Origin of the sequence: Parasphingopyxis sp. (genome assembly GCF_052168295.1) — a bacterium.
Lineage (GTDB): Bacteria > Pseudomonadota > Alphaproteobacteria > Sphingomonadales > Sphingomonadaceae > Parasphingopyxis.
On sequence record NZ_JBQLZN010000011.1, the window covers coordinates 40,965 to 60,992 of the forward strand.

At 63.4% G+C, this 20,028-nt stretch carries 24 protein-coding genes; 11 read left to right on the forward strand and 13 right to left on the reverse strand.

The features are described 5' to 3' along the window. Window positions 1–43: 43 nt before the first annotated feature. From ACTS1Z_RS01615 to purU, 3 genes are all read left to right on the forward strand, one after another. Window positions 44–2,275 carry a CHASE domain-containing protein gene (locus ACTS1Z_RS01615; RefSeq protein ID WP_442622717.1) on the forward strand — a complete coding sequence of 744 codons (2,232 nt, stop codon included), beginning with the start codon at window positions 44–46 and terminating at the stop codon, window positions 2,273–2,275. Window positions 2,276–2,303: 28 nt separating this feature from the next. Beyond that, complete coding sequence (locus ACTS1Z_RS01620) at window positions 2,304–2,756, forward strand: hypothetical protein (RefSeq protein ID WP_442622685.1); 453 nt, start codon at window positions 2,304–2,306, stop codon at window positions 2,754–2,756. 102 nt (window positions 2,757–2,858) lie between these two features. Beyond that, the gene (purU, locus tag ACTS1Z_RS01625) at window positions 2,859–3,716 is read left to right on the forward strand and encodes a formyltetrahydrofolate deformylase (protein WP_442622686.1); all 858 of its coding nucleotides are present in this window, start codon (window positions 2,859–2,861) and stop codon (window positions 3,714–3,716) included. Window positions 3,717–3,913: 197 nt separating this feature from the next. Here the strand turns inward: purU and ACTS1Z_RS01630 are convergent, their stop codons facing one another. The 5 genes from ACTS1Z_RS01630 to ACTS1Z_RS01650 all read right to left on the reverse strand — a co-directional run bounded on the left by ACTS1Z_RS01630 (window position 3,914) and on the right by ACTS1Z_RS01650 (window position 5,865). Then, a complete protein-coding gene (locus ACTS1Z_RS01630; RefSeq protein WP_442622687.1) occupies window positions 3,914–4,267 on the reverse strand; it encodes a hypothetical protein in 354 nt (117 codons plus the stop codon). A gap of 8 nt (window positions 4,268–4,275) precedes the next feature. Then, complete coding sequence (locus ACTS1Z_RS01635; RefSeq protein WP_442622688.1) at window positions 4,276–4,518, reverse strand: hypothetical protein; 243 nt, start codon at window positions 4,516–4,518, stop codon at window positions 4,276–4,278. An 82-nt stretch (window positions 4,519–4,600) separates the two neighbouring features. Further along, complete coding sequence (locus ACTS1Z_RS01640) at window positions 4,601–5,044, reverse strand: hypothetical protein (RefSeq protein WP_442622689.1); 444 nt, start codon at window positions 5,042–5,044, stop codon at window positions 4,601–4,603. Beyond that, complete coding sequence (locus ACTS1Z_RS01645; RefSeq protein WP_442622690.1) at window positions 5,041–5,415, reverse strand: hypothetical protein; 375 nt, start codon at window positions 5,413–5,415, stop codon at window positions 5,041–5,043. The genes ACTS1Z_RS01640 and ACTS1Z_RS01645 overlap by 4 nt, the downstream gene beginning before the upstream one ends. Before the next feature lie 6 nt (window positions 5,416–5,421). Beyond that, window positions 5,422–5,865, reverse strand: a complete 444-nt coding sequence (locus ACTS1Z_RS01650; RefSeq protein WP_442622691.1) for a hypothetical protein — start codon at window positions 5,863–5,865, stop codon at window positions 5,422–5,424. Between the two features lie 195 nt (window positions 5,866–6,060). Between ACTS1Z_RS01650 and parC the strand changes: the two genes are divergently transcribed. Both parC and ACTS1Z_RS01660 read left to right on the forward strand, forming a co-directional pair. Further along, window positions 6,061–8,325: a DNA topoisomerase IV subunit A gene (gene parC, locus ACTS1Z_RS01655; RefSeq protein ID WP_442622692.1), complete on the forward strand. Its 2,265-nt coding sequence runs from the start codon at window positions 6,061–6,063 to the stop codon at window positions 8,323–8,325. 261 nt (window positions 8,326–8,586) lie between these two features. Beyond that, window positions 8,587–8,835: a hypothetical protein gene (locus ACTS1Z_RS01660; protein ID WP_442622693.1), complete on the forward strand. Its 249-nt coding sequence runs from the start codon at window positions 8,587–8,589 to the stop codon at window positions 8,833–8,835. Here ACTS1Z_RS01660 and ACTS1Z_RS01665 read toward each other — a convergent pair. The 6 genes from ACTS1Z_RS01665 to ACTS1Z_RS01690 form a co-directional block, all read right to left on the reverse strand. Beyond that, window positions 8,832–9,203: a DUF6768 family protein gene (locus tag ACTS1Z_RS01665; RefSeq protein WP_442622694.1), complete on the reverse strand. Its 372-nt coding sequence runs from the start codon at window positions 9,201–9,203 to the stop codon at window positions 8,832–8,834. The two genes, ACTS1Z_RS01660 and ACTS1Z_RS01665, sit on opposite strands and share 4 nt — an antisense overlap. A gap of 124 nt (window positions 9,204–9,327) precedes the next feature. Continuing rightward, window positions 9,328–9,858, reverse strand: a complete 531-nt coding sequence (locus tag ACTS1Z_RS01670) for an RNA polymerase sigma factor (protein WP_442622695.1) — start codon at window positions 9,856–9,858, stop codon at window positions 9,328–9,330. A gap of 257 nt (window positions 9,859–10,115) precedes the next feature. Next, entirely contained in the window at window positions 10,116–11,273 is a 1,158-nt protein-coding gene (locus ACTS1Z_RS01675; RefSeq protein ID WP_442622718.1) for a CCA tRNA nucleotidyltransferase, read from the reverse strand. Between the two features lie 35 nt (window positions 11,274–11,308). Then, a complete protein-coding gene (locus ACTS1Z_RS01680) occupies window positions 11,309–11,914 on the reverse strand; it encodes a CoA pyrophosphatase (RefSeq protein WP_442622696.1) in 606 nt (201 codons plus the stop codon). Further along, on the reverse strand, window positions 11,911–12,486 hold the full coding sequence (locus ACTS1Z_RS01685) for a DUF1285 domain-containing protein (protein ID WP_442622697.1): 576 nt from the start codon (window positions 12,484–12,486) through the stop codon (window positions 11,911–11,913). Before ACTS1Z_RS01685 ends, ACTS1Z_RS01680 begins: the two co-directional genes overlap by 4 nt. A gap of 5 nt (window positions 12,487–12,491) precedes the next feature. Then, window positions 12,492–13,016, reverse strand: coding sequence for a GNAT family N-acetyltransferase (locus tag ACTS1Z_RS01690; RefSeq protein WP_442622698.1), 525 nt, complete (start codon window positions 13,014–13,016; stop codon window positions 12,492–12,494). A gap of 77 nt (window positions 13,017–13,093) precedes the next feature. Here ACTS1Z_RS01690 and ACTS1Z_RS01695 point away from each other — a divergent pair, with 77 nt between their 5' ends. Both ACTS1Z_RS01695 and ACTS1Z_RS01700 read left to right on the forward strand, forming a co-directional pair. After that, a complete protein-coding gene (locus ACTS1Z_RS01695) occupies window positions 13,094–13,489 on the forward strand; it encodes a dihydroneopterin aldolase (RefSeq protein ID WP_442622699.1) in 396 nt (131 codons plus the stop codon). Beyond that, entirely contained in the window at window positions 13,486–14,241 is a 756-nt protein-coding gene (locus tag ACTS1Z_RS01700) for an SDR family oxidoreductase (protein WP_442622700.1), read from the forward strand. Before ACTS1Z_RS01695 ends, ACTS1Z_RS01700 begins: the two co-directional genes overlap by 4 nt. 27 nt (window positions 14,242–14,268) lie before the next feature. On the opposite strand, the gene ACTS1Z_RS01705 is transcribed toward ACTS1Z_RS01700, so the two are convergent. Further along, window positions 14,269–15,102, reverse strand: a complete 834-nt coding sequence (locus ACTS1Z_RS01705; protein WP_442622701.1) for a hypothetical protein — start codon at window positions 15,100–15,102, stop codon at window positions 14,269–14,271. 207 nt (window positions 15,103–15,309) lie between these two features. Between ACTS1Z_RS01705 and ACTS1Z_RS01710 the strand changes: the two genes are divergently transcribed. The 4 genes from ACTS1Z_RS01710 to ACTS1Z_RS01725 all read left to right on the forward strand — a co-directional run bounded on the left by ACTS1Z_RS01710 (window position 15,310) and on the right by ACTS1Z_RS01725 (window position 17,847). Beyond that, window positions 15,310–15,951, forward strand: a complete 642-nt coding sequence (locus ACTS1Z_RS01710) for an energy transducer TonB (protein ID WP_442622719.1) — start codon at window positions 15,310–15,312, stop codon at window positions 15,949–15,951. A gap of 64 nt (window positions 15,952–16,015) precedes the next feature. After that, complete coding sequence (locus ACTS1Z_RS01715; RefSeq protein ID WP_442622702.1) at window positions 16,016–16,786, forward strand: MotA/TolQ/ExbB proton channel family protein; 771 nt, start codon at window positions 16,016–16,018, stop codon at window positions 16,784–16,786. A gap of 104 nt (window positions 16,787–16,890) precedes the next feature. Beyond that, window positions 16,891–17,385, forward strand: coding sequence for an ExbD/TolR family protein (locus ACTS1Z_RS01720; RefSeq protein ID WP_442622703.1), 495 nt, complete (start codon window positions 16,891–16,893; stop codon window positions 17,383–17,385). 27 nt (window positions 17,386–17,412) lie between these two features. Further along, entirely contained in the window at window positions 17,413–17,847 is a 435-nt protein-coding gene (locus ACTS1Z_RS01725) for an ExbD/TolR family protein (RefSeq protein ID WP_442622704.1), read from the forward strand. Between the two features lie 328 nt (window positions 17,848–18,175). Here the strand turns inward: ACTS1Z_RS01725 and ACTS1Z_RS01730 are convergent, their stop codons facing one another. Continuing rightward, on the reverse strand, window positions 18,176–19,951 hold the full coding sequence (locus ACTS1Z_RS01730) for an ABC transporter transmembrane domain-containing protein (protein ID WP_442622705.1): 1,776 nt from the start codon (window positions 19,949–19,951) through the stop codon (window positions 18,176–18,178). Window positions 19,952–20,028 lie beyond the last annotated feature (77 nt).

Consider the following 20,028-nt stretch of genomic DNA (forward strand, 5'->3'; position numbering starts at 1 on the left):
GGCGCGATTCAGATGTTTGTGGGGAAAGGACAGAGATTTGCGTGTGAGTCTTCAAAGGCTGTTCGTCTTTGGCGGATTGCTTGTCGGTCTGACTGCGTCGTTATTCGTTGCGCTGCAATTGTCGCGCGTGAACGATGCGCGCGTCGCCGAGCGGTTCCTGAGTACGTCCGATGCCATTGCCGGCGCCGTCGAGAACCAGATCGAGACGCAGCTGACCCTGCTACGCGGTACCGCCGGCTTTTTCGACGCGACGGACGAGATCACCGCCGCAGAGTTTGCGGCCTATATCGGCCGGCTCGACCTCGAGCGGAATTATCCCGGAGTTCTGGGTATCGGTTTCGCCGTCACAGGGCCCGATCGTGCCGCGCTCGAACAGGTGGCGCGCCGCCTCGATCCGTCCCGCGAGGTCGATGTCGAGGCGTGGCCCGAGGGCGAGCGCGGCACCTACTCTACCATCCTGTTCCTCGAACCGCGCAATGTCATGAACAGAGAAGCGATCGGCTTCGACATGACGAGTGAAGAGACCCGGCGGACCGCCATGGAGGCTGCCGTCCGTTCGGAGCGGACGACGGTCAGCGGTAAGGTGCAGCTCGTGCAGGAAATAGAGCCGGAAAAGCAGCCTGGCTTTCTCGTCTATACGGCCCTGTATCGAGAGACCACCGCCGGATCGCCCGAACATTATGGTTGGGTCTACAGCCCGTTGCGGGCCTATGATCTTTTCGGCTCGATTTTCCCCTATGACGAGCGCGCCGATATCTCGATCAATATCTTCGACGGCCCGCCTTCCGAGGAGAGGCTGCTGTACCGCTCGGCGCCGGCGCCCGAAGCCGCCCGTTACACGACCGTTCGGACGATCGATGCCGGGGGGCGCGAATGGCATATCCAGGTGATCGCGCTGCCCGGTTTTTCATCGGGCATAAACTCTGCCTTGCCGTGGATCGTCGGCGCTGTCGGCGCGATGATCGCGATCTCGCTGGCGGCTTTGCTGTGGCAACAGGTGCGCGCGGCGGAACGGGTGGAGCAACAGGTGCGCCGCCGCACGGCCGAGTTGCAGGCTACCAACACCCGGCTACGGGACGAGGTGAGCGCACGCGAAAAGGCAGAGTCGACGGTGCGCCAGATGCAGCGCGTCGAATCCGTCGGGCAGCTCACCGGCGGTATCGCTCATGATTTCAACAATATGCTGGCGATCATTATCGGCAATCTCGAAATGGCGCTTCGCCGTCTGGACAAGCCCGATGCACTTCAGCGGTTCGTGGAACAGGCGAAGGGCGGAGCCGACCGCGCGGCGGAACTCACCCAGCGCCTGCTGGCTTTTTCCCGCCAGCAGCCATTGTCGCCAACGCGTGTCGACGCCAATGCGCTGATCGCGGACATGAGCGCGCTGCTCGAACGGACGATCGGAAAGCAGGTCGAAATCCGGACCGAGTTTGCGGACGACCTGTGGCCGACTCTCGTCGATCGCGGCCAGCTCGAAAATGCGTTGCTCAATCTCGCGATCAATGCCCGCGATGCGATGGCAGACGGCGATACGCTGACGATCACGACGTCGAACGAAATGCGCGGCATAGCCGAAGGCGAAAACAGTGGCATGATGGCCGAGTTCGTTGCGATCGCAGTGGCAGATTCCGGCTCTGGCATGTCGCCCGAAGTACAGTCCAAGGCACTCGACCCGTTCTTCACGACCAAGGAAATCGGCAAGGGCACCGGGCTCGGGCTGAGCCAGGTGTTCGGATTCGTGCGCCAATCCGGCGGCGACATGGCCGTCGATTCCACCGAAGGCGAAGGCACCACCATTACGCTCTTCCTGCCGCGCTTCCAGGGCGATGAACAGCGGCGGCGGCGACCCTGCGCGGCGGGCGCCGGCGATTCGGCACCGATGGGGATCGCGCAGGAGATCGTTCTCGTTGTCGATGACGAAGAACAGGTGCTCGCGATGACCGTGGAGCTGCTTCGGGAGCTTGGCTACACAGTGGTGCACGCGCCGGACGGTGAGACCGCGCTGAGGACGCTGGAAGACAATCCAGGCATCCGTGTTGTCGTGACCGATATCGTCATGCCGGGCATGAACGGTAACGAACTCGCCGAAAGGGCTCTGGAGACGGCGCCCGATCTTAAGTTCGTCTTCGTCAGCGGGTTCGATACGGTGTCCGACACATCGACGCTCGACAGCGCACACAAGACGGTCAGGCTGCAAAAACCCTTTACGCAACAGCAGCTGGCGACTGCCGTCAGGTCGACCTTCGATGCGGCCGAGGATGCGCTGGGAGGGTGAGATCCGGCGACGACGTATGGAGAGGACGGTGATGGATTTCAGCGATATCGATGCGGTGATAACGGCACTCTACACGGCCATATCCGGGCCGCCGGGCGGGCAGGACTGGGAACTGGAGAGGCAGCTCTATCATCCCGATGCGCGGCTCGTGCGCACCCGGGTGGCCGAGGACGGCACGCCGATACTCTTTTCTTTCGATATCGAGGGCTTCATCGAAGCGACAGTTCCGCTGCTCGAGGGACAGCATTTCTACGAAATCGAGACCAACCGGAAGCTTTTCCGCTTCGGCAATATCGCCCAGGCCTTCAGCGAATATGAGGCGCGCGATGCGGAAGAGGGCGGCAACCTGCTGTTCAAGGGCATGAACATGATCCATCTGTTCTGGGACGGGACCCGCTGGTGGATCATGCACATCATCTGGGACAATGAACGCGAGGGCGTTACTCTGCCCAAAGCCGATTGGTACGAGGCCGATTGGTAAGAGGTTTGAGAAACGACCTAGGCGCCAGGTTATGATGGCAAGGGTGCCATCCGGCGCAAACGGCTATTGGGCGGTAACGGGTCAAATCGGGATGGGCGGGGCATGTCGAATTATATTCTGACGATTACGGCAGAGGATCGGGTCGGCCTCGTCGCGGCGGTGACCGGGTTTCTGGCGGAACGGGACGGCTTCATCCTCGACAGCCAGCAATATGCGGATCTGGACACCGGGCGGTTTTTCATGCGCGTCGAGTTCAAGGGTGCGGGCGCGAAATTTCCGAAAACGATCGAGCAGCTGCAATCGTCCTTCTCCACCGTCGCCGACGAGTATGATCTCCACTGGCAGCTGGATGCCGGCGGCGCCCCGCCGGCCATCGTCATCGCCGTCTCGAAAGCCAGCCATTGCCTGAACGATCTGCTGCACCGCCGGAAGACCGGCGCGCTGCCGGTCGAGATCGCCGCAGTCGTCTCCAATCACGAAAATTGCCGCGAGCTGACCGAATGGCACGATGTGCCCTTTCACCATCTTCCGGTGAGCGACGAAAATCGGGCGGAACAGGAGCAGCGGATTCTCGCGATCATGGCCGGGGCAGACGCCGAAACGCTGGTGCTCGCGCGCTATATGCAGATATTGTCTGGCGGGCTGGTCGAGACGCTGGCCGGGCGCTGCATCAACATCCATCACAGCTTCCTGCCCGGCTTCAAGGGCGCGCGGCCCTATCACCGCGCCTATGAGCGCGGGGTCAAGCTGATTGGCGCGACCGCGCATTTCGTGACCGCCGATCTCGACGAGGGGCCGATCATCGAACAGGCGGTCGAGCGCGTCGACCACCGCGCCAGCGTCGAGGAGATGATCCGGGTCGGCCGCGACATCGAAGCGCAGGTGCTGGCCCGGGCGGTCAAGTGGGTCGGCGAACGGCGCGTGCTGGTCAACGGGACGCGGACGGTCGTCTTTCGCTAGTGAGAGCATGCTGACGCTACGGCGCGTTGGCTTGCCAGTGCAATCTGCCCCGAAATCTGCTATGCGAGTCGCACCACTCGGGGATAAAATCCCGGGCGACATTGACGGGGGCCAAAGTCCCCGCCCAGCCTCCCCGGCGCCGCGCGCGTTACGGGGAGGTTCTCGTTTCAAGACGGTTTCGGCGTCTCGGCCGCCTTCTATTGCGCAGCGATATTGTACAGCCGGATTTCTCCGTCTTCCTCCCGCAGAAAGATGTACCGATTGGCCGAGACGACCCGATAGACGCGTTGTTCGACCGGCCTCTGGCAATAGAAGAAGACGCGGTCGCTTTCGTAGGGGTCATCCCATTCTGCGCCCGGGGTTAGCTCGAAATAATCGCTCCAGCTTTCTCCACGATAGGAGACGCTGCACGACAAACGCTCGCTCGAATTGTTCTTGACGACCACGCCGTCTCCCCTGGCGAGCGACTGAACTACCGCTATACTGGCGTTGGCGATTGTCGGCGACGCTGAGAGCAGGATAGCCAACAAAATCGAATGGACCGATTTCATGCGTGCCCTCAATTCTCTTCTGCTATCCGCCGCAGCGTTACCGGGGCTTGCTCGGAATCCCGCAACAGGCTGTAGCGCTCGCCCGGTACGAGCCGGTACTGGATCTGGTCGACGGGCTGCCGGCAATAGAAATAGCGCCGCTCGCCGTTGAGCACGCTCCATTCGCCTCCGGGCGGGAGGTCGACAAGTTCCCAGCCGGACCGGCCTGCGATCGTCATGCAGGACAGCGGGATGGCGGTGTTGTTCTTCACAACATATCGCCCGGCCGGAACAGCACAGGATGCGAGAGATGCGGCACACAAGGCGGCACAGGCCGTTCGGCACCGGATGAGGTTATTGCGGAGCATCTTTGCGCTCCGCCCTGCCGAGCAAATAGCCGGCAATCGTACCGAAAAATCCGACAACGGGCGCAATCTGTTCGGAATGATAGGCGCTGGAAACCACGAGCAGGGTTCCGAACACCAATATGATGACAACATACATGCGCATGGCATGGATCGAGACCGCTGCATTGTCGGATTTGACGAGCCGGTAAAAGGCGACTAGCGAAAATATGCCAAAGAGCAGAATGACCCAGGTCAGTTCGATCTCGGCCAGCGAGAAAAGCGTACCCGCTTCACTTCGCTCGGCGGCATTGGCCACCGTTTCCGTTTGCGGGTCGGCGACCGGTGTGCCCGGGGGCGGACCCGGCACGGAGTCCGCGCCGGCACTGGCCTCTGCAGGACCCTCGGGCAAGTCCGTTTGCGCCGCCCCGTCCGGAAGGGCTGCCGCAGTCATTCGCTACCCACCGACAGATGCGGTGCTAGGTTGACCCCCGTTCGGTTGTATATAGCCCAGCCCACGACACGAAAGATCGCGTCTGCCAGTTTCTGGGCAAGAACCAGAGTCATGTACGCGGCCAGGTCGAGCAATTGATCGAGGACACGCGCACGGCCCCGCAGAACGGCATCGGCCGTTTCGGCGGAAATACGCCCCTCGGCCAACGCTGCGCCTGTCTGCATTGTCCCCTCGGCCAGCTCGGCGAGATAGCCTTTCATCAATCCAGAATTCTCTTCCCACCAGTCGCCGGCGACCTGGCTCACCTCGCCGATCATCGTGTCGAGTAGCTCGGATACGGAACCGGGATTGAAGGTCGAAAGATCAGGCATGGCATTCTACTCCATCGCATGGGCCGCATGGGCGGCGGCGTTGCAGGAAACGCGCGCGTTGGCGGTAATGCCGGCGTTCGGCGCGATCCCCTCTCGCCGGTGGATGACCGCGAGTTCGCGCATTTGCGTGCGGCATCCCGTCACCTGTCCGACAAGCAGGTCGCGCGCTCTGCGGCTCGCAGCGGTAGGCGCATCCAGCGCGTTGGCGCTCTGCTCGGCGGTCGATAGCTTCGCGTCGATCTCCGCATAGCGCGTCAACGCGCCGTCGAAGCTCTCCGCGCTCTGATAGCGTCCGAATTCCGCTTCCGAGAGCAATTGCCCGACCTGGACATGGGCGTCGTCGACGCGCGCCGCGAGTTCCGGGTCGAAGCGTGGCGCGAAGAGAGTGCAGCCCGATAGCAACGGCAGCAATGCCACGATGATTGTGGCGCGAATCGTTATGGACATCATCGATCCTCCCCTGCTTTCGACAATATCGAGCGTTTCGAAGGCCGGGGCTTCAACCGTCACCGAAACGGAGGAATTCGAGATGCGTATCGTTGGACGTCGGGCCGATCGGGCGCCGGCCCCGACCGGCGCAGCGCGGCCTGAAAATTGTGGAAATCCCACTCGCCGCCTTTGCACCCCGCTGCTAATCCGCACGGCATGACGACCGATATCGTTGATACGCCGGACTCAGACGATCCCTTCGACCGGATCGTCGATGCGCCGTTCGACGAGGCGATCAGCGAGCGCTATCTCGTCTATGCGCTCTCGACGATCACGGCGCGCTCTCTGCCCGACCTGCGCGACGGGCTGAAACCGGTCCATCGCCGCCTGCTCTGGGCGATGCGCCAGCTCAAGCTCGGCCCCGACAGCGCCTACAAGAAATGCGCGCGCGTCGTTGGCGATGTGATCGGCAAATATCATCCGCATGGCGACCAGAGCGTCTATGACGCGATGGTCCGGCTCGCCCAGCCTTTCTCGATGCGCTACCCGCTCGTCGACGGGCAGGGCAATTTCGGCAATATCGACGGCGATAACGCGGCCGCCATGCGTTATACCGAGGCGCGGCTGACCCAGGCGGCGATCGACCTGATGGACGGGCTGGCCGAAGGCACGGTCGATTTCCGCCCAACGTACAATGGCGAGGAAGAGGAGCCGGAGATTTTTCCGGGCCTGTTCCCGAACCTGCTGGCGAACGGCGCGTCGGGCATCGCGGTCGGCATGGCGACCTCGATCCCGCCGCATAATGTCGCCGAGCTGATCGACGCGGCCACCCACCTGATCGACAATCCGAGGGCCGAAGAGGCCGAGCTGATGGATTTCGTACAAGGACCGGACCTACCGACCGGCGGCATCCTCGTCGACAGCAGGGAGATCATCGCCGAGGCCTATCGCACGGGCCGGGGCGCCTTCCGCGTCCGCGCGCGCTGGCATCAGGAGGATCTCGGGCGCGGGACGTGGGAAGCGGTCATCACCGAAATTCCGTTTCAGGTCGCCAAGGGCAAACTCATCGAGCAGATCGCCGCGCTGATCGCCGACAAGAAGCTGCCGATCCTCGCGGACGTGCGCGACGAGAGCGATGAGGAAATCCGCATCGTCCTCGAACCCAGGAGCCGCACCGTTGAGCCGGACGTGCTGATGGACTCGCTGTTCCGCCTGACGGATCTCGAGACGCGCATTTCACTCAACCTCAACGTGCTCGATGCCGACCGCACACCCCGCGTGATGAGCCTCAAAGAGGTGCTCAAGGAATGGCTGACGCACCAGTTCATCGTGCTCGTGCGCCGTTCGGAGTATCGCCTCGGCAAGATCGACGACCGGGTCGAGCTGCTCGACGGCTATATCATCGCCTATCTCAATCTGGACCGGATCATCGAGATCATCCGTTATGAGGACGAGCCCAAACAGGTGATGATGGCGGAGTTCAAGCTGTCCGACCGCCAGGCCGAGGCGATCCTCAACATGCGGCTCCGCAACCTGCGCAAGCTCGAGGAGATGGAACTCCGGCAGGAGCGCGAAGATCTGCTCGCCGAACGCGAAGAACTCGACAAGCTCCTGAACTCCAAGGCGCGGCAGAAAACGCGGCTGAAGAAAGACCTGGCCGGGCTGCTCAAAACCTATGGCGCGGACACCGAACTCGGCCGGCGCCGCAGCTCGCTCGAAGAGGCCGCGCCGCCCAAGGAAATCCCCCTGGAAGCGATGATCGAGAAGGAGCCGATCACCGTCGTCATGTCCGAAAAGGGCTGGATCCGCGCGATGAAGGGTCATGTCGACGCAGCCGGTCTCGCCAAGCTCAAATACAAAGAAGGCGACGGCCCGGCCTTCGATTTTCACGCGCAGACGACCGACAAACTGCTGCTCGCCGCCGACAATGGCCGCATCTACACGCTCGCCGCGGACAAGCTGCCCGGCGCGCGCGGTTTCGGCGAACCCGTGCGGTCGATGGTGGACGTGGAAGACGGTGCGGAGATTGCAGGGCTCGTGAAGGTGGAAGAGGGCGGCCGGCTGCTGCTCGCCAGCACGGCGGGCAAGGGCTTCGTCGCCAAGGCGGAGGAAATCGTCAGCACGACGCGCAAGGGCAAGGTGGTGGCGAACGTCAAGGCCGGGGCGAAGCTCCGCGTCGTTCGCCCGATCCCCGAGGGCGCCGACCATGTCGCGGCGATCGGCGAGAACCGCAAGCTGCTGATCTTCCCGCTCGAAGCCCTCCCCGAAATGGCGCGCGGCCAGGGCATCATGCTGCAGAAATACAAGGATGGCGGCCTATCGGATGCGCTGGCCTTTGTGCTGAACGATGGCCTGAGCTGGGCCATGGGCGGCGACACGGGCCGCACGCGCACCGAGACCGAACTCGGCGACTGGATCGGCAATCGCGGGACGGCGGGGAGGCTGCCGCCACGGGGCTTTCCGCAGGATAATCGGTTTTAGGATTAAATCCTCCCTGCATGAAGTGCGGGGAGGGGGACCGCGCTTGCGCGGTGGAGGGGCCACGCGACTCATTGTCCATTCGTTCACCCGGTTGTGGTGGAAGCTCGGCGCTGCCTCGCTCTCCCCTCCACCACTTCGTGGTCCCCCTCCCCGGCAAAGCCAGAGAGGATTTTTAGCGCGCGCCCATCCGCGCCACTCGGAGTTCGATCCGACTAGGCTTCGCTAGGAACCAACTCACTACCCTGATATTCTTGTGCGATCATGACACCCAAACATCATATCGTTGCCGGTTTAAAAATCGCGCTTTTCGGATTTTGTCTTGGAGCATTGGGCTACGCAGCGCTATTTTGGTTCTACAGTTACACGCAATCCGATTTGCCTGGCTTCGCTTTCCTCGCCATGCCGCTTTTCTTTGTTGGCGCATTGGCCATATTTTTCGGATCGCTGGCGGTATTGCGAGGCTTGTACCGCCTAGCCTTTCTGAAAAGGGATCCGAGCAACCAAGCCTAACCCCGCTCCTCCATCCGCGCCACCCGCAGTTCGATACGCTTCAGCTCGCGCAGCACGGCCATCAGGTTCATCCGCTCGAAAAACCATTGCTTGATCATGCCGGTTGAAATGAGGGCGGCGAGCGCGCCGAGGGCCCAGCCGAAAAATTCGCGGTCCGTTTCCGCGATGCTCACACGGTAGATGGTGTAAAACATCACCATCGCCATCAGGAATGCGATCACGAACACCAGCTTCGCCCAGCCGCCGAGCGGTCCGGTCAGCGTGTCGCCGATTTGCGCGAAGAGGCCGCGCTCGCTGTCCAGTTCCTTGAGGAACGCCTCGTCGTCCGCGTCGAGCGCGGCGCGGAGCCTGTCGTCGAATTCGGTCATTTTTCGTCTCCTTTACAAATTTCGTTCGTCTCAACCCCGTTAGCCCTGAGCTCGTCGAAGGGCGTTTCTCCGACTGACAATCGTCCTTCGACAGGCTCAGGACTAACGGACTCATTCGAAAGCCTCATTTCCCCAGCGCCTCTTTCAAATTTTTGCGCGCGGTGAATATTCGCGATTTCACCGTGCCGAGCGGTACGCCGGTCGCCGCCGCAATCTCGTCCAGCTTGAGCCGTTCGACGAAATAGAGCGTCGCCGTGATCCGCTGGTCGTCGGGCAGCCGGCCAAACGCTTCAGCGATGGCGGCCTGGTCCTCGCCGCGCGGCGAAATGACGGGCGCATTGGCCTCGGTCAGTTCGTCCGAGCGTGGCCGGTGCGCGGCATGCGCCCGGATCCGGTCGGCGCAGCGGCGGCGCAGGATGGTGAACGCCCAGGCCGGGAATTTCGCCGGATCGCCGAGCTTCTTCAGCCCGGCGACAATGCCGATCCAGGCTTCCTGCACGGCCTCGCGCGCCAGCTCGTCATCGCCGGTAAAGCGCCGCGCCGAGCGCAGCAGCCGCGGATGCCAGCGGCTGGCCAGCCGCTCCAGCGCCCGCCGGTCGCCATTCTGGACATGCAGCACGAGCAGCTCGTCAAAAACCCGCCCGCTGCGATCCATCCAGAAAACCTCCCGTTACGAGTATATAGTCGGCGGGGTGCGGGAAAAGGTTCATTGGTTTTTCGGTGTCATGCTGAGGTGTTTCAGGCTCGCTTTTCGAACAGATAACGCCCGTCATCCCAGCGGAAGCTGGGATCTCAGGCGGCAAGCGACGGTGTATGTGGCCGGAGATTCCAGCTTTCGCTGGAATGACGTGATCGCATTTCCACAATGGACGTTCGGAAACAGTTAAGCCTGGAACTCGTTCAGAATAACGGCTAAGTCAGCAATCCTGTCGCAATCTCCCGCACCCGTGCCTCGTCCGGAAAATCCTCGGCGATCCAGGCCTCCTCGATCTCCCGCAGCTTGGCCGCCACTTCCGGCCCCGCTTCGACACCCATCGCGATCAGCTCGCCGCCCTTGATCGGCAGCATGGCCGGCGGCGGGTTGGCGATGAGGTGGGCGAGTGCATCGCCGGTGACGGTATCGTTGGTGGGGCAGAGCAGCAGCCGGTCGATCGCGCCGTCCATGCCATGGCGATAGGCGAGGGCGCGGGGCTCAACCGTGTCGCCGGGGATGCGGGCCGTCGCCGTCGCGAGGCGGGTGCGCTGGGCGCGCGACATCTTGAGGCGCGTCGCGATGGCGCGCGCCGTATCGGGCTCCGGCGGGAGCAGGGCGGCGAGGCGGCGGACCGGATCGCCGGGCTGGGCGAACTTTTCCTCGCGGCGGATCAGCCGGGCCAGCGCGTCGGCGCTAGTTATCTCAGGGAGCGCAGGCGCGAAAATACCTCGGTCGATCATCAGCGCGACAGTCTCGGACGGGTCGGGCAGAGCGAGCATTTTGAGCAACTCGTCCGCGATGCGTTCGCGCGAGAGCGCCATCAGGCTTTTTGCATATTTCGCGGTGGCCGCTAGGCCGTCCGCATCGGGTGCGCCTTCGCCGAAGCGCGCGTGAAAGCGGAAGAAGCGCAATATGCGCAGATGGTCCTCGGCGATGCGCTCCGCCGGATCGCCGATAAAGCGCACGCGGCGGGCGTCGAGATCCGCCTCGCCGCCGAAATAGTCGAAAATCTCGCCGGTCAGGGGATCGGCCGACAGCGCGTTGATCGTGAAATCGCGGCGCGCCGCGTCCTCGCGCCAGTCGTCGCTATATTCGACCTCGGCGTGGCGGCCATCGGTCGCAACATCGCGGCGCAGGGTCGTCACCTCGATCGTGCGCTTCTCCGGCAGTATGGCGGTAATCGTCCCATGCTTGATCCCTGTCGGCACGGCTTTGAGGTCAGCCGCCTCGATCCGCCGCGCGGTTTCTTCGGGCGGGAAGACGGTCGCGCAGTCGACATCCTCCACATCGAGGCCGAGCAGCGCATCGCGCACCGCCCCGCCGACATAGCGTGTCTTCCCCTCCGCCGCGTCGAGCGCGCCCAGCAGCGCGTCCATCCCCGCCCAATGCCGCCAAGGCGCGTCGGGCAGCTTCACGCCTGCACCGCTCGCAGCCGGCGTGAGAGGTTCATGATGATTGAGGCGGTCACGCCCCAGATGCGGCGTTCTTCCCAATACATTTCGTAGTAGCGGCGCATCCGGCCTTCCCATTCGATCTCGCGTTCGTCGTAGTTCGCCGGATCGAACAGCGTATCGAAGGGCACTTCGAAGATCGCCGCGACTTCGCCTTCTTCGGGGGTCAAGTCGAGGCCGGGCGGTACGACGCCGATGACGGGCGTGATGTGGAACCCGGTACCGGTCAGATAGAGATCTGTCGTGCCGACAAGGTCCACCCGCTCGCGGGAGAGCGCGATTTCCTCCTCGGCTTCGCGCAGCGCCGCGGCGACAGGGCCATCATCATGCGGGTCGACCTTGCCGCCCGGGAAAGCGACCTGGCCAGGATGGCTGGGCAGTGCGTCGGTGCGCTGGGTCAGGATGACGGTCGGGCTGTCGCGGTCGACGACGGGAATGAGGACCGCGGCATCGACGGCGCCGCCATTTCCAAGCAGCCGCTCGCCGCGAATATCGGCGTCGAGCACGGGCACGTCGAGCGCCAGAGACTTTTCGAGCATATCGCGCAGGGATGCGGCGAGGTTCACGCGGCCATGCCCTCCGGCGCGAGCGGGAAGAATGTGCCGTCGCTGGTAATCCCGACCGGGTCCTGTTCGAGCGCATGTGCCATCAGCGCATAATAGACGGGCCGGGCGAGCAGCGCCCAGAGATCGCCGCGCACATGGAGATAGGGCAGGGCCTCTTCGCCGTTGCCGCGCAGTTCGAGAGAATGTTCCGGACCTGCAACGATGATATCGCCGGTGTTCAAACGAAATACCGCTCTTTGTGTGTAAACGGGATCGTCAACGAGCTTCATCTCGACCGCGAGAAACGGGGCATCCTCGACCTTGATCGCGAGCTTCTCGGCCGGCGTGACGAGGACATGCCCGCCATCGGGCTCGCGCCGCAGGATCGTCGAGAACAAGCGGACGAGCGCCGGGCGCTCGATCGGATCGCCCTCGTGATACCAAGTGCCGTCGCGCGCGATGCGGATATCGATCTCGCCCTCGCGTTCCGGATGCCATTTCTCGACCGGCGGCAGGCTCGTGTCGTCGGCTAGCGCCGCTATGTCGTCGAGCGAGAGCGGGGCGAGATTGTCGGGAGGCGCGGGCGAAGGCATGGCCGCTAGTTAGGCATTCCCGGCCCGGAGCGCAAAAGGCCGGGGCCGAGCGTGCCTTCGGCTGGCCATTCGCTTGGCGTCGCGGCGCGCAGCAGGATGCGGTGCGGCTCGACCGGGCCGGGCAGCGTCCATTGCGTGGCGGGGCCGGAGCGGAACCCGAAGCTCTCGTAATAGTCCGGATCGCCGATCATCATCGCCGAGAGTCTCTCGATATCCAGCTTCTGGGCGACGACCCGCGTCATATGCTTGCCCACGCCCTGTCCCTGCCGGTCGGGATGAACCGCGACCGGGCCGACCATCACCAGCGGCAGCGTGTTGCCATCCGTCGTGCGCAGCGTCACCGGCCAACTGTGCAGCGAGCCGATCAGCGCATCGCCATCCATCGCGACGAACGACAGGCTGTCGATCGGTCTCGCGCCCGCGCGCACGGCATAGGCCGTGCGCCCGTGCCGATCGGTGCCGAATGCCAGATCGAGCAGCGTCTCGATGGCGTCCGGTGAAACGGCGGACAGGGGATGGAGAACAGTCACGGTGTACCAAGGGCCATTTACGTAGAAGGCCGTGGCGATTAGCGGTTCGCCGGAAAAAGGAAAGCGCGAATCATTCTATGACAGGGCAGACGACAGGGCAGATCGCGGACGCGTTGCGGCTCGAAGTGCGCAATGTGGAGGTCATGATCCTTACCGGAATCTATTCCGAGGAAACCAAGTTGCCGCAACCGCTGCGCATATCGGTCGCGGCCGATATGCAGGCGCAGGACCGTTTCGAGCCGGATACGCCGCTCTCGCAGTCCAAAAACTATATGGACCTCAAACACGCGATGACGGACGCGCTGCCCAAGGACCGGCATTTCACGCTGATCGAGGCGGTCGCCGACCATATCGCGGACACGATTTTCCTGCAGGACGAGCGGGTGCTGCGCGTGACCATCGAGATCATCAAGCTCGCCATCTCCGAAAATGGCGAGGAGATCGGCATAACGATGACGCGGAACCGGCGATGAAGCTGGCGCTCGTCACGGGCGGATGCCGCCGGCTGGGCGCGGCCATATCCGCGCGGCTGGCGCGCGAGGGCTACGCGCTCGCACTGCATGCCTCCGAGGACCCGGAACCCGAAGACGAATTGCGCGCCGCCATCGACGAAGCCGGCGTGCAATGGCGCGGCATCGCGGCCGATCTCTCCGATCCGCTGCAGACCGAGCACCTTGTCGATGCAGTCGTCGATCGTTTCGGAACCGCGCCGGATCTACTCGTCAACAGCGCGGCCATATTCGGCAGCGACCGGCCCGAGACGGTCGATATGGATGCGCTGCTCTCGCACTACCGGGTGAATTGTGCGGCGCCGGCCGTGCTTGCGAAATCCTTCGCCGCGCTTCGCCGCAAGGGGCAAGCGGCGATCGTCAACATCCTCGATCAGCGATTGGCCAATCCGCATGGCGACCAGTTTAGCTATACGCTGTCCAAACAGGCGCTCGCCGGCCTGACCGACATATTGGCGCGCGAACTGGCGCCTGCCATTCGCGTCAACGCGGTCGCGCCGGGGTTGACCATCCCGACGGCCGATTATGACGAGGCGATGCTGGAGGCGACCCGAGAAGCGATGCCGCTGCAAACCCTGCCCGCGCCCGCGCAGATCGCCGATGCCGTGGCATGGCTGGCGCAGGCACAAGCGGTTACGGGGCAGACGATCTTCGTCGATGGCGGCGCGCATCTTGAATCCTTTGCGCGCGATTTTCCGAACCTGTTTTCCGACTGACGGTATCCCGGCAGAGGCCCTGCCGGATCAGCTCCGGTAGCGTGTGCAGGTTCCCAGGTCGCGCATGACCATCGCATAATCCTCCCGCGCCACCGCGACCTGGTTGCGGTCGGTTGTTTCCATGCTGCTGTCCGGCAGGCGGTCGGGAAGGAAGCAGGCGAGGCGATACCATAGCAAGGTGTTGCGCTCAGGCGGCGGCGAGGCGCTTTCGACGATCTCGCTCAGAGACACCGTCCAGCGCGGTTCCTGATTCGGCCGCCGCAGGATGCTCAGCGAGACCGGCCGACCGTCGCTCGTCGCCAGGAATATCTGCGTCTCGCTTTCGCCCGGGAGGGTTCCCGGCACGCTGAACGCGTTGCCGACGCCGGTCACCGTGCCCGGTGCGTTGTCGGACGCCGCTTCGGATAGGAGGGCGCGCACGGTCTGTTCGCGTTCCTCGGTCCAGTCGAGTTGCGCATCGGGCGCGATGAGTTGCAGCTCGCCGCGCCGTCCCGGCACGGGCATGGCGAAAAGGATGACCTCCCGGTCGCGGATACGCGGCCGCCGGCCGTCGGCATCGAGCGGCAGATCGACGAGATAGGTAACGCTGGCGGGCACGGCGCTGGCGCTGCGAATCAGCGTCTGCAAATCGGCCTCGACATAGTAGCGTACATGGCCCGGCCGGAGGCCCGCGGCCCGCTCCTCATCGACTCTGCGCGTGCGGTCGACACGCGCCAGCGCGACGATCGGAGCGCCGAGCGCAAGGTCCGCGATATCCGCGTAGCTGAGTTCGGTTTCCGGCGTAAACTCTTGAGATTCGGCGGGGTCGACGGGAGCGATCATCGCGCCCACGGCCATCAGAATGCAGGCGAATCTGAGCACGGAATTCCTCCTTCGGAACATTATGGCGGCACTATGGACTTGTGTCGTATCCGGCCGATAGGGTAACTGTTGCGTAACGCGATTGTCGATTGTAGGGAATCGCTGGTCGTCGCACAGCAATAATTTGCATCGATGACGCGTCCTTCGCGATGCCAGATGAACTGGCGCTTTATGGACACCGGGCTTTGGAGGGAGTTTCTTAGTTTAATGGCCTATGCTGATCAGAAGATGAGCTCACGCAGGGTCACGGCCATCATCGCCGTGATCATCCTTCATGTGGCTCTCGCTTATGCTCTGGTTTCGGGTTTGGCCGTCAGGGTCGCCCAGGCGGTACAAGAAGATCTCACCGTCTTCGACGTTGAGGACGAGCCGCCGCCGCCGGAAGAAGAATTGCCGCCGCCGCCGCCGGAGCAGCCGCTGCCGCCGCCGCCCGTCGTCGTCACGCCGCCGCCACCGGTTGTGATCCAGAGGCCGACGGTCGCGCCGCGCCCGCCGGTACCCGCGCCGGCCCCGCCACCCCCGGCGCCACCGCCGCCGCCACCGCCGCCGAGCCAGGCGCAGGCTGCACAGCCGCGCGGCAATCCGGGCCGCTGGGTGACGAACGCCGACTATCCTTCCGCTTCGATTCGGAACGAGGAGCAGGGGACGGCGAGCTTCCGTTTGACGATCGGAACGAACGGCCGCGTCACGAATTGCCAGATTACGTCTTCCACGGGTTTTTCCCGTCTCGACCAGGAAACGTGCCGGCAACTTACGCGCCGCGCGCGCTTTAACCCCGCGCTCGACGATGCCGGGAATCCGACTACTGGCTCGTATTCCAGCAGTATCCGCTGGGAGATTCCTGGATAGCTTTTTTCGCGAGCCTTGGCGCTCGATTCATTTGCAGCAAGTTTATTTGAGAGGAATGTAAATCATGTCTACTGAAGCAGCTGAAGCACCGGCGGAAAATCCTTATGGTCTCCGTGCCGCGCTTGAGGAAGGCGGCATCGTGGCCCAGGCAACCTTTGGCATCCTGGTGCTTATGTCGGCCGTTTCCTGGTACATCCTGTTCACCAAATGGTTCGAACAGCAGAAAATCCTGAAGCAGGGCCAGCGTGCCCGCGAAAACTTCTGGCGCGCCAACAGCCTGCGCGAGGGCGCGGCGAAGCTGGAAAAGAACAGCGCCTATCGGCAGATCGTCGAAGACGGCATTGAAGCCCGCGAAACCCATGACAAGCTGACCGACCCGGTCGAAGCGCATGAGTGGACGGTCAACGCCCTTCAGCGTTCGGTCGGCAAGATCAACTCGAAGCTCACCGAAGGCCTCGCCATTCTCGCGACCGTCGGTTCGACGGCGCCGTTTATCGGCCTGTTCGGTACGGTTGTCGGTATCTACCGCGCGCTCGTTAAGATCGGTGCGGCCGGTCAGGCGTCGATCGACGCGGTTGCCGGTCCGGTCGGGGAAGCCCTCATCATGACCGCGCTCGGTCTGATCGTGGCGGTTCCGGCGGTTATGGCCTATAACTGGATGGTTCGCCGCAACAAGACGGTTTCGGAAGAGCTGCAGAAGTTCTCGAACGAAATCCACGGCTACATCGTGTCGGACGGCAAGGTGCGGCCTACGCTGCCCGCAGCCGGCGCGGCCGGGGCGAAGAAGCCCGCCGCCGCAACGTCGACGGCTGCCAAGCCTGCGACGAAGTCGTAAATGTCTGCGAGGGCGGGGGCGGTTCGCCGTCTCTGCCCTCGGCGGACAATAGGAGCCGGTGCCTGGGCGTCGGTTTCGGTTAGAGTTAGGATAGGATCGATTTCATGGGAATGAATGTTGCACCTTCGGAAGCCGAGGGCGGCGAAGAAACCATGTCCGAGATCAACGTCGTCCCGCTTACGGACGTCATGTTGGTCTTGCTCATCATCTTCCTGATCGCGGTGCCTGTCGTCATCCAGACGGTCGAAGTGAACCTGCCTTCGGTCCGGTTGCTGCCGACGACGACGAAGCCGGAAAATGTTTCGCTGTCGATCCGCGCGGCCGATGACGGTTCGTGCGAAGTATTCTGGGGCATGACGCCGGTGAATTCGAGCGAGATGCTGACGCGTGCCGTCCAGCATATCGAAGACGAGATCGAGCGGTTCGGCGGAGCGGAAAACATGACGGAAGACGATCTTCCCGAAGTGCATATCCGCGGCGACGTGAACACGCCGTGGCGTTGCATCGGCGGACCGATCTTCGTGATGCAGCAGGCGGGTTTCACCCGTGTGGGCTTCATTTCCGAACCGGCACCGGGTCAGGGCATCCGGCGCCTCTAGTGCAGACGATTTTAGGAGTAGTATAGCATGGGTGGAAAAGTAGGGCCCGCCGCCGCAGACGACGATCCGATGATCGACATCAACACGACGCCGTTGATCGACGTCCTGTTGGTGCTCCTGATCATGTTCATCATCACCATCCCGATCCAGACCCATGCGGTGAAGATCGACCTTCCGGTGTCCGATGACAGCGATCCGCCGGAAGATGCGATCGATCCGGTCAAGAACGAGGTCTATATCTCGCCCACGGATCAGATCCTCTGGAACGGGGAGCCGGTCGCCCGGCAGACGCTGCGCCAGTATCTGGACATCACCGTGACGATGAACCCGGTGCCCGAACTGCACATGTTCCCGGACGCGCAGGCGCGCTACAATACGGTGGATGAGGTGCTCGCAATCACCAAGCGTGCCCAAGTCACCAATATGGGCTTTATCGGCAACGATCAGTATCGCAACTTCTAGGCCGATACCTCTCGAATAGAAAAGGCGGTGCGCTTCCGGCGCGCCGCCTTTTTATTATGCCCTAGCGACACGTAGAATAGCAGGTGCTCCAGAACCGTTAGTCCTGGTGTGCAGGTCGCCAAGCCCCCGGCTTGGCTATCAGTTGCCGAGGGGCAATTGATAGCTGCTCACTGTCGAAGGACGCTGCTCCGCCGATAGACGCCCTTCGACAGGCTCAGGACTAATGGCGTATCTGCGAGCGTGTCCCCAAGCAGCGATCATGTTTTCTTTCAGATCAGCAGCGCGCGCCTGACCGCGCCGTGTCCGAAGCAGCTGCCGCCGCGTCAGCTCAGGCGGCCACGCCCTCGAACTGCAGCCGCGCCAGCCGCGCGTAGAGGCCGTCATTGCCGGTAAGGCCTGCATGATCGCCCTGTTCGACGATACGGCCCTCGTCCATCACGACGATACGATTGGCCGAGCGTACCGTCGCGAGCCGATGGGCGATGACGATCGTCGTGCGATCCCGCATCAGGCGATCAAGCGCTTCCTGGACCAGCCGCTCGGATTCCGCATCCAGCGCCGATGTGGCCTCGTCGAGCAGCAGCAGCGGCGCATCGCGCAACAGGGCGCGGGCGATGGCGAGCCGTTGGCGCTGGCCGCCCGAGAGCCGGGCGCCGCTTTCGCCGAGATAGGTATCGAGGCCGGCCGGCAGTTTCTTGAGGAACTCGGCGGCGTTGGCGGCCTCGGCCGCGGTCCACAGCTCTTCGTCGCTCGCGTCCCAGTCGCCATAGCGCAGATTGTCGCGCGCCGATGCCGCGAAGATCACCGTGTCCTGCGGCACCATCGCGATGCGGCCGCGCACGGCCGCCGGGTCCGCCTCGCGCAGATCGACCCCGTCGAGCGTCACCGCGCCCTTCTGCGGATCGTAGAAGCGCTGGGCGAGCTGGAACAGCGTGGACTTGCCCGCGCCTGACGGGCCGACGACCGCGACGAGCTCGCCCGGATCGACGTGCAGCGAGAAATCTTCGAGCGCCGCAGTCTCCGGCCGCGTGGGGTAGTAGAAGGTCACATCATCGAAATGGAGCGCGCCGCGCGCGGGCTCGGGAAGCGGCTTGGGATCGGCCGGCGCGCGGATTTCCGGCACTTCGCGGAGCAGTTCGCTCAGCCGCCCGGCCGCGCCCGCGCCCCGCATCAACTCGCCATAGACTTCGGTCAGCGCGCCGAACGCGCCGGCGACGATCATCCCGGTCAGCACGAAGGCCGCGACGGCGCCGCCGGTGATCCGGTCGTTGATGACATCGGAGGCCGCCTGCCACATGACCATGGTAATCGCGCCGAAAATCAGCGTTATCACGATCGCCGTCATCAGCGACCGGATGGTGATCCGTCGCCGCGCGGTCTTGAACGCGCTCTGCACTGCGGCGTCGAACCGGTCGCCCTCGCGCTGCTCCTGTCCGAAGGCCTGCACGATCTTCATCGCGCCCAGCGTTTCGGCGACCATCGCGCCGACATCGGCGATCCGGTCCTGGCTGTAGCGCGATACGTTGCGCAGCTTCCGCCCCAGTATCACGATCGGCACGATGGCGAGCGGTATGCCGAGCAGCAGCATCAGGGCGAGTTTGGGCGAAAGCGTAAGCAGATAGATGATGCCGCCGATGCCCATGACGATATTGCGCAGGGCGACGGAGATGGTCGTGCCGACGATCATCTCGATCACCGAAGTGTCGGACGTCATGCGCGAGGCGATCTCGGACGGGCGGTTTTCCTCGAAATATTTGGGGTCCAGCGCGAGCAGATTGCGCTGCACCGCGACCCGCAAATCGGCCACCACCCGCTCGCCGAGCCAGGATACGAAATAGAAGCGCATCGCCGTCGCCAGCGCGAGCACGACGACGATCAGCAGCAGATAGTAGAAATATTGCGAGATATCGCCGTCCGTGCCGCTGAAACCCTGGTCGATCACGCGGCGGAAGCCGTCGGGGATTGCGAGTGTTGCCGCGGCAGCGACGAGCAGCGCCACGGCGGCGCCGAAAATGCGCCCCGGATAGCGCACCGCGAAACGCCAGATCAGCGCCAGATTACCGAGATTCCTGGATTTCGGGGTGTCCGTATCGCTCTCTTCCATGGCAATCGCCTAGCAGCGCCGCCCAGACGGCTCAACACGGCACATGCTTAATTGCTGCATTGCAACGGGGCCGGAAA

Coding starts and splice junctions, on each gene's coding strand:
- purU (WP_442622686.1), top strand. CDS start 2,859: ATGTCGAATTATATTCTGACGATTACGGCAGAGGATCGGGTCGGCCTC.
- ACTS1Z_RS01630 (WP_442622687.1), bottom strand. CDS start 4,267: ATGAAATCGGTCCATTCGATTTTGTTGGCTATCCTGCTCTCAGCGTCG.
- ACTS1Z_RS01640 (WP_442622689.1), bottom strand. CDS start 5,044: ATGACTGCGGCAGCCCTTCCGGACGGGGCGGCGCAAACGGACTTGCCC.
- ACTS1Z_RS01645 (WP_442622690.1), bottom strand. CDS start 5,415: ATGCCTGATCTTTCGACCTTCAATCCCGGTTCCGTATCCGAGCTACTC.
- ACTS1Z_RS01650 (WP_442622691.1), bottom strand. CDS start 5,865: ATGATGTCCATAACGATTCGCGCCACAATCATCGTGGCATTGCTGCCG.
- parC (WP_442622692.1), top strand. CDS start 6,061: ATGACGACCGATATCGTTGATACGCCGGACTCAGACGATCCCTTCGAC.
- ACTS1Z_RS01660 (WP_442622693.1), top strand. CDS start 8,587: ATGACACCCAAACATCATATCGTTGCCGGTTTAAAAATCGCGCTTTTC.
- ACTS1Z_RS01665 (WP_442622694.1), bottom strand. CDS start 9,203: ATGACCGAATTCGACGACAGGCTCCGCGCCGCGCTCGACGCGGACGAC.
- ACTS1Z_RS01670 (WP_442622695.1), bottom strand. CDS start 9,858: ATGGATCGCAGCGGGCGGGTTTTTGACGAGCTGCTCGTGCTGCATGTC.
- ACTS1Z_RS01675 (WP_442622718.1), bottom strand. CDS start 11,273: ATGGACGCGCTGCTGGGCGCGCTCGACGCGGCGGAGGGGAAGACACGC.
- ACTS1Z_RS01685 (WP_442622697.1), bottom strand. CDS start 12,486: ATGCCTTCGCCCGCGCCTCCCGACAATCTCGCCCCGCTCTCGCTCGAC.
- ACTS1Z_RS01695 (WP_442622699.1), top strand. CDS start 13,094: ATGACAGGGCAGACGACAGGGCAGATCGCGGACGCGTTGCGGCTCGAA.
- ACTS1Z_RS01700 (WP_442622700.1), top strand. CDS start 13,486: ATGAAGCTGGCGCTCGTCACGGGCGGATGCCGCCGGCTGGGCGCGGCC.
- ACTS1Z_RS01710 (WP_442622719.1), top strand. CDS start 15,310: ATGGCCTATGCTGATCAGAAGATGAGCTCACGCAGGGTCACGGCCATC.
- ACTS1Z_RS01715 (WP_442622702.1), top strand. CDS start 16,016: ATGTCTACTGAAGCAGCTGAAGCACCGGCGGAAAATCCTTATGGTCTC.
- ACTS1Z_RS01720 (WP_442622703.1), top strand. CDS start 16,891: ATGGGAATGAATGTTGCACCTTCGGAAGCCGAGGGCGGCGAAGAAACC.
- ACTS1Z_RS01725 (WP_442622704.1), top strand. CDS start 17,413: ATGGGTGGAAAAGTAGGGCCCGCCGCCGCAGACGACGATCCGATGATC.
- ACTS1Z_RS01730 (WP_442622705.1), bottom strand. CDS start 19,951: ATGGAAGAGAGCGATACGGACACCCCGAAATCCAGGAATCTCGGTAAT.